Genomic DNA, 15680 nt, shown 5'->3' on the forward strand with positions numbered 1-15680 from the left:
GATTATTTCTCCCTCATCGCGTTTGAGGTGTATTCATTGATTGGGCTAAGTAAGTAATCAATAATACGGCGTTTATCTGTTTTTATTTCTGCCACAATGGATAAACCGGGTGTCAGTTCAATAGACTCACCATCAACTACTAGTTCTTTTTGGTTAAGACCGATTTGCCCTAAGAACACTAATCCAAGATTTTCATCGAGAGTACTGTCACGAGAGACGGAAATCACTTCCCCTTCAACTGTGCCATAACGAGTGTAAGGGAAAGCATCTATTTTCACCTCTGCTCTTAACCCTTCATGGATGAACCCAATATCTTTATTCAAAATTTTAATTTCAGCTAATTGAACATCATTGTTAGGTACTACAGCCATTAACTGCTGTGCGGGTTGTAGCACTGCACCTAAAGTGTGTGTGGCAAGTTGTTGTATCGTGCCATCAACGGGAGCCCGTATGATTTCTAATTGGTTTCTTTCTTTATTTTTTAATAATTCTTGTTCAAGAGAAACTCGCTTAAAGTCGGCTTGTTTGTATTTTTCATCCCACTCTTGGTTTTTTTGTGCTTTCATTCTGCCCATCTTTTCATTTAAGGCGTGATGCTGGCTTTTTAGAATTGATAACTCAGATAATTTGGTGACTTTTTCTTTTTTAGCGATTAATAGTTCCCGCTCTTGTTCTAAAAACTCTTTCTGGCTGATTAACTGCTTTTCTGTTAACGAATGGTGTGCATCAAGGCGCTTTTTGATGTTCACAATGAGGGAGTTGATGGTTAGTAATTCATCTTTTCTAGCTTGTTGATTAACAATATTTAATTGAATTTCATTGTTAAGTTCATTAATTAATGAATCAAATTCTATTTTTTGTGTTTGATAGCTAGCCCGTGTATTGTTCTGTTCTGTTTCAGTTAATTGACTAAATAAAGGCAACTGCTCAAGGGGCTGTTGTGAAATCAATGATTGATAAATTAATATTTCAGATACATGGAAATTATGCTGATAATTTAAACTTAGAATATCTTGGTCAACGCCGAGCACATTGACAGTGATTAAAGGATCCCCTTGTTTCACGATTTGCCCATCAGTAACATGAATGTGTTCTAAACGACTTAATTCAAACGCTTGAATTAACTGTGTTCGTCCCGAAACAATTAGTTTGCCCTGAGTTGTTGCTTGAATATCCAACTTGCCAAAAAATGACCAAGTTACAGCAAGAAAAACGCCTATACCAATAGAAATAGCGACATAGAGAGCCAAATAAGACGGAGGTGTCTTTAATATCGCTAAGTGTGAAGGCAAAAAGCTGTTATAACGGTTTTTGTCTAATCGATGTTTCATTTTACGTCCATGTCTGATTTCAGAGACTGCTGTAGAGTCCACAAGTGTTTATAAAAATTACCTTGTTCAATAAGTTGCTGGTGGCTACCTTGCTCAATGATTTCCCCATTTTTCATCACAATGATCCGCTGGTGATGGCGAATAGTTGATAAGCGATGAGCGATAGTGATGATGGTTCTTCCTTTTGCAATGATATGCATATTTTCTTGAATAACGGCTTGGGACTCGTCATCTAATGCGCTAGTCGCCTCATCAAATATAATTACTCTCGGGTTTGAGAGTAGTATCCGAGCAATTGCAATACGTTGGCGTTGACCGCCAGAAAGGGATGTTCCTCCCTCGGCAAGAACGGTGTCGTAACCTTTTGGCAATTTCAAAATAAAATCATGTGCTCCCGCCATTTTGGCCGCATGAACGACTTCGTCCATGGAAGCATCCGGTGAGGTTTGAGCAATATTGTGAAAAACGGATTGGCTGAATAAAAAATTCTCTTGCAGCACAATGCCAATTTGTTGACGAAGGGAGTGTAAGTTAATCGCGGATATGGGCGTGTGATCCACAAAAATGGTGCCACTCTCTGGGGTATAGAGCCGTAGTAACAATTTAGCAAGGGTACTTTTACCTGACCCGGAAGTACCAACAATACCAATAGTTTCACCCGCTTTAATATTTAAATTAAAGTTTTTTAGAACAAATGGCATGTTAGGTTGGTAGCGGAACGAGATATTCTTTAAATTTAAGTGCCCTTGAAGAGGCAATTTATTTTCTTGCTGAGACTGTTCAATAGGTAAGTTGATAATTTGGGAAAGTTTTTCGATAGCGACACGGGTTCGAATGTAATCCCCCCACAGTTTAGTGAGTTTGATGAGAGGCTGGTTAGCATGATTAACCATCATGTGAAAAGCAATAAGCTGGCCAATTGTCATCTGCAATGCTAAAACTTCAGAGGCACCAACCCACAATACAATGGCACTGGTGATTTTTTCAATAGCCATAACCAGATGTTCAGAACGTGAGCTTATTTGCCCTGATACAAAGTTAGTTTGGCTCATATCAGCGGTTTGGCCGTCCCAGCGACGAGTAAAATTTGGTTCTACGGATAAGCTTTTCGCAGTTTCGATTCCATTAATGCTTTCGGTCAAAAAAGAGGTATTGATGGCGATATTGGTAAACTGTTGTTGTGCTGCGGATTCAATTTTAGGTGTTAACCACCAAGCTAATAAAAGATAAAATGGAATAGAACACAGAAATATTATTGTGAGTGTTGTAGAGATTAAATTCATCACAAAAATAAATACAAATAAAAATAGCACATCGACACATAGAGTAAAAAAGCTGCTGGTTAAAAATTCACGAATAGTTTCGAGCTCTTTCACTCGGGTGACAATTGCGCCTATTTGCCTACTTTTAAAAAAGGGGATAGGCAGCCTAAGTAAATGATCAACCAGCTTTAAGCCGAGTGTCATGTCAATGCGGTTAACGGTATGGTGATAAATATACTCACGTAACCCTTTCAATGTCACTTCTATTAGTGCTGCAATAATTAACCCAAAAATTAAAACATCCAAGGTGACTAAGCTATTATGAACGAGCACTTTATCCATAATAACTTGCATAACAATAGGGGAAACTAATGCAAGTATTTGCAATATAAATGAAAAGAATAAAACCCACAAAATAATGGATTTGTATTTCATAAATTCAACTTGGAACCAAGTGATGTCAAATTGCCCCTGTTTAAGGCTGACCTGTAGCCAATGACCACTCCATTGCTGATTCAGTTCTTCAATACTCCATATCTCTGGCGGTGTATGGCCAAATTGCTGGACGAGCACTTGTTCTTGGTTGCGGTTAGCTAATAGGAAAGCCTCTCCTTTGGTATTATATAAAATAGCAGGGCAAACTATTTTAGTTAGATTTTTATTTCTCTGATATTTATTCCTACAGCGAATGGAGTATTTCGATTTAATAAGGTTAAGTTTTTCATTGTAACTAATAGGTTCATTGAGTGTTTTTTCCAGTTGTTTAGGGTTTATCCCCCCTGATAACTTAGCAATAACACTAATAAAGTATAATGTCGATTTTGATTTGAGACTATCCATTTTCTATATTAATAAATTCCTTAAGTTATTTTAATTTCTTAATTAAAACCTGTGTTAATAAAATATACAGTAGGTAATAATAAAATAGGGCGGAATTTGGATAATACAGGGTTTGTAATTCGCTGTGTATTGAAGTTAGTCTCATTATGTAATTAATGAAGAAATTATATTTAACCGCAAATATATTTAAAGATATTGAAAAGTTGTATATCTCTTCAATATCTATATTTAAATGTAATTAATTATTCGGGGATAGATAAAAACCGATGGATAGCTCTTAAAACATGGTCTGGCTTTTCTGCATGAACCCAGTGGCCTGTATCAGCGACAACCCATGCTTTGGCTTGCGGAAACTGTTGTGCGATTTGGTCTTTATATTCAGCTTGTACATAGGGGGAGTTTCCACCGGGGATTAACAATACGGATTTGTCCCAGGCAGGTACTGTTTCCCAACCAATAATGCTTTCATAATTAGTTTTGAGAGCAGGTAAATTAAATTTCCACTCACCTTGTTTAAAAGATTTAAGCAGAAATTGGATTACGCCATCTTCGTTAATGTAATCACGCATAATCACGGTAGCTTCTTGGCGAGTTTTTGCATTTTTTGCTGTGACTGCATCAAGAGCCGCAAATATTTTATCATGACGACGGACTTGGTAAGCAACGGGCGCCATATCAATCGCCACGATACTATCAATAAAATTAGGGGCGATTGCGGTTGCTGCCATGGCAATTTTCCCCCCCATTGAGTGGCCAATTAAAATAGCATTTTTGTAACCTAAAGATTTGACTAACGTAATAACATCTTGAGCCATTTGCTGGTAGCTCATTTGCTCATCACGAAATGAGTCGCCATGATTACGAACATCAATTTGGATCGTATCGAAATATTGTTGTAAATTACGTCCTAAAACACCTAAGTTATTAAGGTCACCAAATAACCCATGGATGAGTACTATAGGGCTATTTGAGATTGGATTTTCAGGTTTATGAATAGTATGGTTAAGTAATACAGTCATATTTGTTTGATCAATTCGTCAGCGGTACATGCGCCTTATCATGTCACGGCTCTGCATAAAATCCAAATGGTCAAATAAACGGCAATCTTGGCTGCGGTAAATTAATGGGGGGATAACTAAGGGGATCGCCGCCAGTAAATTTCAAAAAATTGAATTGGGTCACTGAGGTGAAATATTGAAAGTAATGGCGTGATAACCCACTGAATTATCTTTGAACATTAGAATAATGTTTACTTTAAGTCATTGAAATTTTAATTGTTTTGTTTTTTTTAAATCTGTCTTATAATCACACCGCAAATTTTAGTTAAATAAGTACTGGGAAAAAATGAAAACGATAGAAGTTGATGAAGAGCTTTACCGCTATATTGCGAGCCATACACAGCATATCGGTGAAAGTGCATCGGATATTTTGCGCCGTATGTTAAATTTCAAATCCGGGCAGCCAGTACAAGCAAAAGAAATGGGCCAGGAACATGCTGTTATTAAAGCTGAACCTGCGATGAGTATACCTGCTGTTGCATTAAATCCTGTTAGAGTCATGAGAGAGCTTCTGCTATCTGATGCTTACGCAGAAAAAAGTAAAGCGATTGACCGCTTTATGTTGATTTTATCTACTTTATATAGTTTAGATGCAAATCGTTTTGCGAGTGCGACAGAGCTAATGCATGGCCGAACTCGTATTTATTTTGCTGGTGATGAACAAACATTACTTGCAGCTGGTAAACAGTCTAAACCGCGTCATATCCCAGGAACACCCTATTGGGTGATCACGAACACGAATACGAATCGTAAGCGTAGTATGGTGGATGCGATCATGCAGGAAATGCAATTTCCAGCCAATGTGATTGAAAAAGTTTGTAATACTATTTAAAACTGAAAGGCCACTGATGTTGATAGCAAAGCATCAGTGCTTTGGGAGAAAACAAGTGACAATACATGAACGTGCAGGGCAGCTTCCGTTTCAAAGTGACTTGATCAATGTCGCTCAATTAACCGCTCAATATTATACACAGCAACCGCAACCTGGAAATGCATCTCAAGCTGTTAAGTTTGGCACATCAGGGCATCGTGGTAGTTCATTGCGTAAAAACTTTAATGAAAACCATATATTAGCTATTGCACAAGCGATTGCTGATTTACGTAAAAAGCAAGGCGTAACAGGCCCTTGTTTTGTGGGGAAAGACACCCATGCGTTATCAGAAGCGGCATTTATCACGGTGGTTGAAGTCTTAGCGGCAAATCAAGTTCATGTTATTGTTCAGGAAAATAATGGATTTACCCCAACGCCTGCCGTTTCTCATGCTATTTTGAGTTATAACCAATCACATCAGGATGTTGCGGATGGTATTGTTATTACCCCATCACATAACCCACCTGAAGATGGCGGTATTAAATATAATCCTGCGAATGGTGGGCCAGCAGATACCGATTTAACGTCTGTCATTGAGAAAAATGCTAACCAATTACTAGCCAATCACCTTGAAGGGGTTAATAGAACCAACTTTGATAGCGCGATGGCGAGTGAATACGTCATTCAGCAGGATTTGGTTATGCCTTATGTCTCTGCATTAGGCGAAGTTGTTGATATGCAAGCAATTGCTAAATCTGGTTTAAAAATTGGCGTAGACCCATTGGGCGGCTCTGGTATTGAATATTGGAAAAAAATTGCTGAATATTATCAATTAGATATTGAAATCGTAAACGACCAACTAGACCAAACATTCCGTTTTATGCCTTTAGACCATGATGGTGTCATCCGTATGGACTGCTCATCAAGTTGGGCAATGGCAGGTTTGCTTGGGATGAAAGAAAAATTTGATTTAGCTTTCGCTAATGACCCTGACTATGACCGTCATGGTATTGTTACACCAGCTGGTTTAATGAATCCCAACCACTATCTCGCAGTGGCAATCGACTACCTATTCCAACATCGTCCTCAGTGGGGGAAAGACGTTGCTGTAGGGAAAACACTAGTCTCAAGTGCAATGATTGACCGTGTTGTAAACGATATAGGGCGTGAACTCGTTGAAGTGCCTGTTGGGTTTAAATGGTTTGTTGATGGGTTATTCAGCGGCCAGCTAGGTTTTGGCGGTGAGGAAAGTGCTGGGGCATCGTTCTTAAAGTTCGATGGCACCCCTTGGTCAACAGACAAAGACGGTATCATCCTTTGCTTACTTGCAGCGGAAATTACAGCTGTTACCGGTGAGAATCCACAACAACGTTACAATAATTTAGCGAAAAAATTTGGGGCTCCGATTTATAATCGTATTCAAGCGAAAGCCAGCCATGAAGAAAAAGCGAAATTAAGTAAATTATCGCCGGAAATGGTTGCAGCAGACACATTGGCGGGAGATAAAATTACACAGCGTTTAACCGCTGCCCCCGGTAATAATGCGCCAATTGGTGGTTTAAAAATCATGACTGATTATGGCTGGTTCGCAGCAAGACCATCAGGCACGGAAGAAGCGTATAAAATTTATTGTGAAAGCTTCCGTGGAGAAGCGCATTTACGCCAAATAGAAAAAGAAGCGATTGAGATCGTTAGTAAAGTTATTCGCTAATTTTTTAACCCTTCATAAAAGACATTTCAATAAATATCCCGAATGCAACGCTATGATGTAATTCGGGATATTATCGCTTATTTATTGTTAATTTCTCCATAAAATGATGCTTGTCGAGAGTGTGACGAGATTAACAAAATTCTTTTCCTCATTATCAAAAAATAACGCCCTTTTCTTTTTTTTGCTTGCTGACAATAACCGTTGCAGCTAAAGGCTTGGAGTGGTACAACTTTATGTATCTGAGTGAATTTTATTAACCATAATTGAAGATGGATAGGGTGAGGTCAATGAGTCAGGTTTATAATTTCAGTGCAGGCCCAGCTATGCTACCTGTTGAAGTCATGCGTCGTGCTGAACAAGAATTTTGTAACTGGAAAGGTTTAGGTGTTTCTGTGATGGAAGTTAGCCATCGCGGAAAAGACTTTATCGAAGTGGCAACGGAAGCAGAGCAAAATCTACGTGATTTATTAAATATCCCTGATAACTATAAAGTTTTATTTTGTCACGGTGGGGCTCGAGCCCATTTTGCAACGTTACCCATGAATTTATTAGGTGATAAAACGACCGCAGACTATATCGTAAGCGGCTATTGGTCAGAGTCTGCAGCAAAAGAAGCTGAAAAATACTGCACACCTAATGTGATTCAAATTACCGAAGAAAAAGACGGTGTTGTAAGTTTAAAACCTATGAAAGATTGGCCATTAAGTGATGATGCCGCTTATGTCCATTATTGTCCAAATGAAACCATTGGCGGCTTAGCCATTCATGAGGAACCTGACTTCCCTGAAGATAAAATTATTGTTGCTGACTACTCCTCTTCTATCTTATCTAAACCGATTGATGTCAGTCGCTATGGTGTGATTTATGCAGGGGCTCAAAAAAATATTGGGCCAGCTGGGCTTACCATCGTTATTATCCGAGAAGACCTACTCGGTAAAGCTTCACCTCAGACCCCATCGGTATTTGATTACACGGTATTAGCAAAACACGATTCAATGTTTAATACTCCACCGACTTTCGCTTGGTATCTTGCAGGGATGGTCTTCAAATGGTTAAAAGAGCAAGGCGGTTTGCAAGAAATGGCTAAGCGTAATTATGAGAAATCACAATTACTTTACAATGCAATTGATGATAGCCAGTTCTATATTAACCGTGTTGCAGTTGAAAATCGCTCTTGGATGAATATACCGTTCCAAATGCAAAATCCGGCTCTTGATGCAAAATTTATCGAAGAAGCCAAAGAGCAAGGCTTACTTTCGCTAAAAGGCCATAAAGTGGCTGGTGGTATGCGTGCATCAATCTACAATGCGATGCCATTAGCAGGTGTACAGGCTTTGGTTGACTTTATGGCAAACTTTGAACGCCATAATGCTTAACATATTGAGTAAGCTGGTAAAATAGGACGTTTTGCCAGTTTTCGGGCTCTTTTATAGTTAATTAAAAAGAAAAAAGAGCTCGGTTATTTTTATTTGCAAACTTCACTGGAGAACCTGCTTTCTATGCAATCCCTGACATTACAACCTATCTCTTCAATTAACGGCACGATTAATTTGCCAGGGTCTAAAAGTGTTTCAAACCGCGCACTGTTATTAGCCGCGATGGCTAAAGGAACGACCACACTCACTAACTTATTAGACAGTGATGATATTCGCCATATGCTGAATGCATTAAGCCAGTTAGGTGTGAAATATCAACTATCTGAGGACAAAACACGTTGTCGTGTGGAAGGGATAGGCGGAAACTTATCTCATCCAAATGATCTAGAGATATTTTTAGGCAATGCCGGAACGGCAATGCGCCCACTGGCTGCTGCATTATCACTAAGTCACAATAATATTATTTTAACGGGTGAGCCTCGCATGAAAGAGCGCCCAATTGGGCATTTGGTCGATGCATTAAGGGAAGGTGGCGCAGAAATTGAATATTTAGAGCAGGAAAACTACCCGCCACTACGCTTAAAAGGTGGTTTCATCGGTGGTCAAATTTCAGTTGATGGGTCTGTTTCCAGCCAATTTTTAACTGCGTTATTAATGGCAGCGCCCCGTGCAGAACAAGACACAACAATTACAATTATTGGCGAGTTAGTTTCCAAACCTTATATTGATATCACGTTAGCATTAATGAAAACATTTGGTGTTAATGTCGAAAATCATCAATATGAACATTTCGTTATCAAAGGTCAGCAGCAATATCAGTCACCAGGTGAATATTTGGTTGAAGGTGATGCCTCATCCGCATCTTATTTCCTTGCAGCGGCTGCCATTAAGGGAGGCGTAGTGCGTGTAACAGGAATTGGGCGTAATAGTTTGCAAGGTGATACAAAATTTGCCAACGTTTTAGAAAAAATGGGAGCAACTATTCGTTGGGGTGACGACTTCGTTGAATGTGAACGCGGCACATTGACGGGTATTGATATGGATATGAATGCGATCCCTGATGCGGCAATGACCATTGGAACGGTTGCTCTGTTTGCTGAAGGCGAAACGGTTATTCGTAATATTTATAACTGGCGAGTCAAAGAAACCGACCGGTTATATGCGATGGCGACAGAGCTACGAAAAGTTGGCGCTGAAGTGGAAGAAGGACATGATTATATTCGTGTCGTTCCACCGAAAAAATTACAACATGCTGAAATTGAAACGTATAATGATCATCGTATCGCGATGTGTTTTTCGTTAGTTGCATTATCGGATACACCAGTAACAATTTTGGATCCCGGCTGTACTGCAAAGACTTTCCCAGATTACTTTGAACAATTGGCGCGATTGAGTCACTAATCTACTGGTTAGGTTGGTATTGTTTTTTTGATATCAACCTGATTTTTATTGTTCAAACATCAATTTTTCTTATTTTTTAGCAATCATCAGAACCTGCTTATTTCACAAATCTACTGAATTGGTATAATACTTTCACAGATTTTAATTGCGGGTAGCTAGGCTATTTGCAGAAAAGGAGATTTTTATATGGTGGCGATAGCCCCTGTAATCACCGTTGATGGACCAAGCGGAGCAGGTAAAGGTACACTTTGCCAAGCATTAGCAAACGAATTTGGATGGCAGCTTTTAGACTCTGGTGCAATTTATCGTGTATTAGCGTTAGCGGCGTTGCATCACCATGTTGATATCCAATCCGAAGATGCGTTAGTTCCTTTGGCTGCAAATTTAGATGTGAAATTTGTTCCTGAAAATAATGTACTGAAAGTGATTCTGGAAGGGGAGGATGTTTCGAATCAAATTAGAACCGAAACAGTAGGGAATACAGCATCCCAAACAGCAACTTTTCCTCGCGTACGTGAAGCGTTACTTCGACGCCAACGTGCATTTAGAACCTTACCCGGGCTTATTGCTGATGGCCGTGATATGGGAACGGTAGTTTTCCCAGATGCCCCAGTCAAAATTTTTCTTGATGCCTCCGCAGAGGAACGTGCTCATCGGCGGATGAAGCAGTTGCAAGAAAAAGGTTTTGATGTTAATTTTGAACGTCTTTTAAGCGAAATTGAAGAGCGTGATTTTCGTGATCGTAATCGCTCTGTAGCGCCTCTCATTGCCGCGAAAGACGCATTAGTGCTGGATTCCACAAGTATGTCTATTGAGGAAGTTATTGAAAAAGCACACACCTATGCAAAAAAAATTCTACAATTATCGTGATAATAGGCTTTATTTTAGCTTATAATTAGATAAGATACGCAATTACCGCTATGTGATTATATTATTAGCATAGCATCAACCTTGCGACATGGAATGTTGTGGGGTATGTGAAACAACCCCATTTGGCGGGAAGCTAAGTGGACGTTAAATAAAAACTCTTGAAGATCATTAATATGACTGAATCTTTTGCTCAACTCTTTGAAGAATCCCTGCAGAATATTGAAACTCGTCCTGGTTCTATCGTCCGTGGTACTGTTGTTGCCATCGATAAAGACGTAGTCCTTGTTGACGCAGGTCTTAAATCAGAATCTGCTATCCCAGTAGAACAGTTCAAAAATGCTCAGGGTGAGCTAGAAATCCAAGTTGGCGACGAAATCGATGTAGCTCTGGATGCAGTAGAAGATGGTTTCGGTGAAACTATCCTGTCTCGTGAGAAAGCTAAACGTCATGAAGCATGGCTGATGCTGGAAAAAGCTTACGAAGAAGCTGAAACTGTAACTGGTGTTATCAACGGTAAAGTTAAAGGTGGTTTCACTGTTGAACTGAACGGTATTCGTGCGTTCTTACCAGGTTCACTGGTTGATGTACGTCCAGTTCGTGATACTACTCACTTGGAAGGCAAAGAGCTTGAGTTCAAAGTAATCAAGCTGGATCAGAAACGCAACAACGTTGTTGTTTCTCGTCGTGCTGTAATTGAATCTGAAAGCAGCGCTGAGCGCGATCAACTGCTGGAAAATCTGCAAGAAGGCATGGAAGTTAAAGGTATCGTTAAGAACCTTACTGACTACGGTGCATTCGTTGATCTGGGCGGTGTTGACGGCCTGCTGCATATCACTGACATGGCTTGGAAACGTGTTAAACACCCAAGCGAAATCGTCAACGTTGGTGATGAAATCAATGTTAAAGTTCTGAAATTCGACCGTGAGCGCACTCGTGTTTCTCTGGGTCTGAAACAACTGGGCGAAGATCCTTGGGTCGCAATCGCTAAACGTTACCCAGAAGGTACTAAACTGACTGGTCGCGTTACTAACCTGACTGACTACGGCTGCTTCGTAGAAATCGAAGAAGGCGTTGAAGGTCTGGTTCACGTTTCAGAAATGGATTGGACTAACAAAAACATCCACCCATCTAAAGTTGTTAACGTTGGTGATGTTGTTGAAGTTATGGTTCTGGATATCGATGAAGAACGTCGTCGTATCTCACTGGGCCTGAAACAGTGCAAATCTAACCCATGGCAGCAATTTGCAGAAACTCACAACAAAGGCGACCGCGTTGAAGGTAAAATCAAGTCTATCACTGACTTCGGTATCTTCATCGGTCTGGACGGCGGCATCGATGGCCTGGTTCACCTGTCTGACATCTCCTGGAACGTTGCAGGCGAAGAAGCAGTTCGTGAATACAAAAAAGGTGATGAAATCGCAGCTGTTGTTCTGCAAGTCGACGCAGAGCGTGAGCGTATTTCTTTAGGTGTTAAACAGTTAGCTGAAGATCCATTCAATAACTACTTAGCAGCAACTAAGAAAGGCGCAATCGTAACTGGTAAAGTAATCGCAGTTGATGCTAAAGGTGCAACTGTTGAGCTGACACTGGGCGTTGAAGGTTACCTGCGTGCATCAGAAGCTTCACGTGACCGTGTTGAAGATGCAACACTGGTTCTGAACGTTGGTGATGATGTTGAAGCTAAATACACTGGTGTTGATCGTAAGAACCGTGTAATTAACCTGTCTGTTCGCGCTAAAGACGAAGCTGATGAGAAAGACGCTGTTGCAGCTGTGAACAAACAAGAAGATACAGCATTCGGCAACAATGCTATGGCTGAAGCTTTCAAAGCAGCTAAAGGCGAATAATTAAGTGGGGGCAACAGTAGCGTTGCCCCTTTGTAACGGTAGTTTAGGGAGGTACTATGACCAAGTCTGAATTAATTGAAAGACTGGCTAGCCAGCAGTCTCATCTTTCAGCAAAAACCGTTGAGGAAGCTGTAAAGGAAATTCTTGAGCATATGGCGGATACGTTAGCTAACGGTGAGCGTATTGAAGTCCGTGGTTTCGGCAGTTTTTCTCTTCACTACCGTGCTCCACGCGTTGGCCGTAACCCAAAAACTGGTGATAAAGTGGAACTAGAAGGTAAATATGTTCCTCATTTTAAACCAGGTAAAGAATTACGTGATCGTGTAAATATTTACGGCCAATAATCAGGCTGTAAATCTTAATTATTACATCAAAACAGTGCTTGTATTTTATACGGCACTGTTTTTTATATCTAGCCAACACCAACACCAACACCAACACCAACACCAACACCAACACCAACACCAACACCAACACCAACACCAACACCAACACCAACACCAACACCAACACCAACACCAACACCAACACCAACACCAGCACTTTTAATGCCTATAAAACAATAAAATAAATCCAAAATCAGCTTTAGAGATATAGACATGTTTTGCGAAGCGCTTCGCAAACTAATATGTATCTTCTTGTTAGCAAAAAACAGATTGGGAAGCGTTACGTAAAATAAAAAAATGAGACTTAAAAAATGCATAGGAATAAATAAACTAAAGTAAATAAACGCTATGTAGGGATACAAAAGTTGATAAAAAACATCATCTACATAATAAGATGGCTAAATAACTCACTCAAAAAATATAATTTAATCTTTAATAGGGAATTACCTGTTTCGATGACAATGGTTTCTATTGCTTTGATTTTAGGTACATTACCACTTTTATTTATACCTAAAATTTTAATACTGAGTGAATTATTATTTGTTTTTTTGTTTGTATCGGTATTAATAATATTCTTTATATTTGGTAAATCAGGAAAATTTTTAGCACTAATTATTATGTTTTTTCTATGGGCTAATTGGCATGGAGTTAATATAATTAATCATATTAATTATCTATCTGAAAAAAATAACGATATTGATGTGGTTATTGTTGGTATTCCTTTGAATAACAAAGAGCAAAAAATCAAAGTACGTATTGATAAAATTAACAATCGCATTGTTTTTCCTCCGCTATATGCTACATGGAAAACGAAGGAAACGGTTTGTGCTGGGCAGTCTTGGCGGGTCAATGGCAAAATAAAGCCACTTCACAGTTCACTAAATGAAGGCGGATTTAACCTACAACGTTATTATTTAGCTAATAGGATCATAGGAGTTTTGAAAAGCCAAAAAGAAAAGCCATTAGAAAAGGCGTGTTCTGTAAGGCAAAAAATCATTTATAACTATATGGAACTAATTGATTCATTATCTAATAAAGGAATTATTTATGGGTTAATGTTTGGCGATAGAAGTTTATTGCCCGCAGATCAAACCTATTTACTGCAAAAAACAAATTTGACACATTTAATGGCTATCTCGGGCTTACATATTGGCTTAGCTTACTTGTTTGGCTTTCTTATTACTCGAGGAGTTCAATATTTTTTACCAATAAAATATATTAATGAAATACTCCCAGTAGTAATAGGTATAGGGCTAGCTATTTTTTATGCGTGGATCTCGGGGTTTGCTATCCCTGCAACACGGGCACTGTTTGCCTTACTATTATGGGTATATATTAGAAATAAGCCTGCAAGGTACTTTGCTTGGCAATGGGCACTTTGGAGCATAGCGGGAATATTACTGTTAGATCCATTAGCTATTTTGTCGGATAGTTTTTGGCTATCTAGCTTCGCTGTACTCGCTATTCTGTATTGGTTATCGATATTTCCATTAACCTACCATTTAGCTAAAGGGGGGAAAGGTAAAATTATAGGGTTAGTACATTTACAAATAGGCTTACTCATCTTACTAATTCCAATGCAACTTATTATATTTAATGGTATTAACATAATGGGGTTAGTGGCTAACGTTTGGTTTGTTCCGTTAATTTCTTGGTGTGTTGTTCCTGTTATTTTGGTCGTGTTTTTAGTGCCAATAGAGGTGGTTCAGCAGTCTCTTTTATATGTAGTAGACAGGGTGATAGGTATAGGGCTAAAGCCATTACCTTACTTCAGTGCTTTTTGGTCAGAGTTTATTAATGTACCTTATTATTTATTTTTAATATGTTGGCTAAGTGTCATTGTCATTTTATTTAAATGGTACAAACGTTATTTTGGGCTGATTGGCTGTGTGATTATCTCAATTTTCCTTGAAAGAGGAAGTAGTAAACAGCACAAAGAAGGCTGGAAAATGACGGTATTGGATATCGGGCATGGTTTAGCCGTTGTGATAGAGCAAAATAACTTGGCATTACTCTATGATACTGGAAATGCGTGGAAAGGGGGGAGTAATGCACAGCGTCAAATTGTTCCTTTTCTTAAATACCATGATATAACTCCCATCGGGGTAATTTTAAGCCATGATCATTTAGATCATACCGGGGGAGTGAATTATTTAATTCAACAATACCCATGGTTAAGTGTAAGAAGTAGTTTTGGACCCCAGAACACTTTGGTATACAAGAAAAAAAATAATAATATAAAAAAAATGAAACATCTTCCCTGTTTTAAAGGCCAAAAATGGCAGTGGGGAATATTAACTTTTGAAGTATTATGGCCTGAGAAGTTAGCACCAATATCGCATAATGATGATTCTTGTGTCATTCAATTGACAGATGGGTTTCATAAAATTTTATTAACAGGAGATATCGAAAAACAAGGGGAAAAATCACTTGTCGCAATGTACAAGAACCGGTTACGTTCGAGTCTTCTTTTCGCCCCTCATCATGGAAGTAGCACTTCATCAACTGATTTATTGTTAAGAAATGTTCAACCTTCCATGGTGGTAGTCTCATCTGCAAGGTATAGTGCATGGAAAATTCCGTCGCAAAAAGTCTATTTTAGATATAAAAATAGTAATATTAAATGGTTAAATACAGCAGAAGATGGTCAGTTAACTTTATGGTTTAAAAAGGAAAAAATTAAAATCTCACGTTATCGCTATGAAATTCAGCCTCGCTGGTATCATCTGTGGTTTGGCTTACCGCTATTTCCCGAGTAGAATAGTGCGCTTACATTAAGTCTGGTAA

Annotated in this window: 12 protein-coding genes; 8 read left to right on the forward strand and 4 right to left on the reverse strand. The window is 39.0% G+C overall.

Translation table 11 applies throughout. The features are described from left to right. Nucleotides 1–2: 2 nt before the first annotated feature. From M1E86_RS06120 to ybfF, 3 genes are all read right to left on the reverse strand, one after another. Nucleotides 3–1331: an HlyD family type I secretion periplasmic adaptor subunit gene (locus M1E86_RS06120; RefSeq protein ID WP_213914550.1), complete on the reverse strand. Its 1329-nt coding sequence runs from the start codon at nucleotides 1329–1331 to the stop codon at nucleotides 3–5. After that, nucleotides 1328–3433 carry a type I secretion system permease/ATPase gene (locus tag M1E86_RS06125; RefSeq protein ID WP_213914549.1) on the reverse strand — a complete coding sequence of 702 codons (2106 nt, stop codon included), beginning with the start codon at nucleotides 3431–3433 and terminating at the stop codon, nucleotides 1328–1330. The genes M1E86_RS06120 and M1E86_RS06125 overlap by 4 nt, the downstream gene beginning before the upstream one ends. Before the next feature lie 242 nt (nucleotides 3434–3675). Beyond that, entirely contained in the window at nucleotides 3676–4452 is a 777-nt protein-coding gene (gene ybfF, locus M1E86_RS06130; protein ID WP_213914548.1) for an esterase, read from the reverse strand. A 325-nt stretch (nucleotides 4453–4777) separates the two neighbouring features. On the opposite strand from ybfF, the gene seqA reads away from it, so the two are divergent. The 7 genes from seqA to ihfB all read left to right on the forward strand — a co-directional run bounded on the left by seqA (nucleotide 4778) and on the right by ihfB (nucleotide 12851). Further along, entirely contained in the window at nucleotides 4778–5323 is a 546-nt protein-coding gene (gene seqA / locus M1E86_RS06135; protein WP_125892619.1) for a replication initiation negative regulator SeqA, read from the forward strand. Between the two features lie 55 nt (nucleotides 5324–5378). Continuing rightward, nucleotides 5379–7013, forward strand: coding sequence for a phosphoglucomutase (alpha-D-glucose-1,6-bisphosphate-dependent) (gene pgm, locus M1E86_RS06140; RefSeq protein ID WP_125892621.1), 1635 nt, complete (start codon nucleotides 5379–5381; stop codon nucleotides 7011–7013). A 287-nt stretch (nucleotides 7014–7300) separates the two neighbouring features. After that, nucleotides 7301–8389 (forward strand): 3-phosphoserine/phosphohydroxythreonine transaminase, encoded by a 1089-nt coding sequence (gene serC, locus M1E86_RS06145; protein ID WP_125892623.1) that lies wholly within the window; start codon nucleotides 7301–7303, stop codon nucleotides 8387–8389. Between the two features lie 123 nt (nucleotides 8390–8512). Beyond that, a complete protein-coding gene (gene aroA, locus M1E86_RS06150) occupies nucleotides 8513–9790 on the forward strand; it encodes a 3-phosphoshikimate 1-carboxyvinyltransferase (protein WP_125892625.1) in 1278 nt (425 codons plus the stop codon). A 186-nt stretch (nucleotides 9791–9976) separates the two neighbouring features. Beyond that, entirely contained in the window at nucleotides 9977–10660 is a 684-nt protein-coding gene (gene cmk, locus M1E86_RS06155; RefSeq protein WP_125892627.1) for a (d)CMP kinase, read from the forward strand. Nucleotides 10661–10833: 173 nt separating this feature from the next. Beyond that, on the forward strand, nucleotides 10834–12507 hold the full coding sequence (gene rpsA, locus M1E86_RS06160; protein ID WP_004909559.1) for a 30S ribosomal protein S1: 1674 nt from the start codon (nucleotides 10834–10836) through the stop codon (nucleotides 12505–12507). A gap of 56 nt (nucleotides 12508–12563) precedes the next feature. Continuing rightward, a complete protein-coding gene (gene ihfB, locus M1E86_RS06165; RefSeq protein ID WP_004256221.1) occupies nucleotides 12564–12851 on the forward strand; it encodes an integration host factor subunit beta in 288 nt (95 codons plus the stop codon). A 68-nt stretch (nucleotides 12852–12919) separates the two neighbouring features. Here ihfB and M1E86_RS06170 read toward each other — a convergent pair whose 3' ends face one another. After that, the gene (locus tag M1E86_RS06170) at nucleotides 12920–13108 is read right to left on the reverse strand and encodes a hypothetical protein (RefSeq protein WP_426099289.1); all 189 of its coding nucleotides are present in this window, start codon (nucleotides 13106–13108) and stop codon (nucleotides 12920–12922) included. A gap of 240 nt (nucleotides 13109–13348) precedes the next feature. Between M1E86_RS06170 and M1E86_RS06175 the strand changes: the two genes are divergently transcribed. Further along, nucleotides 13349–15652 carry a DNA internalization-related competence protein ComEC/Rec2 gene (locus M1E86_RS06175; protein WP_426099290.1) on the forward strand — a complete coding sequence of 768 codons (2304 nt, stop codon included), beginning with the start codon at nucleotides 13349–13351 and terminating at the stop codon, nucleotides 15650–15652. The last annotated feature ends 28 nt before the right edge of the window (nucleotides 15653–15680 follow it).

Source organism: Providencia sp. PROV200, assembly GCF_049901995.1.
GTDB lineage: Bacteria > Pseudomonadota > Gammaproteobacteria > Enterobacterales > Enterobacteriaceae > Providencia > Providencia rettgeri_E.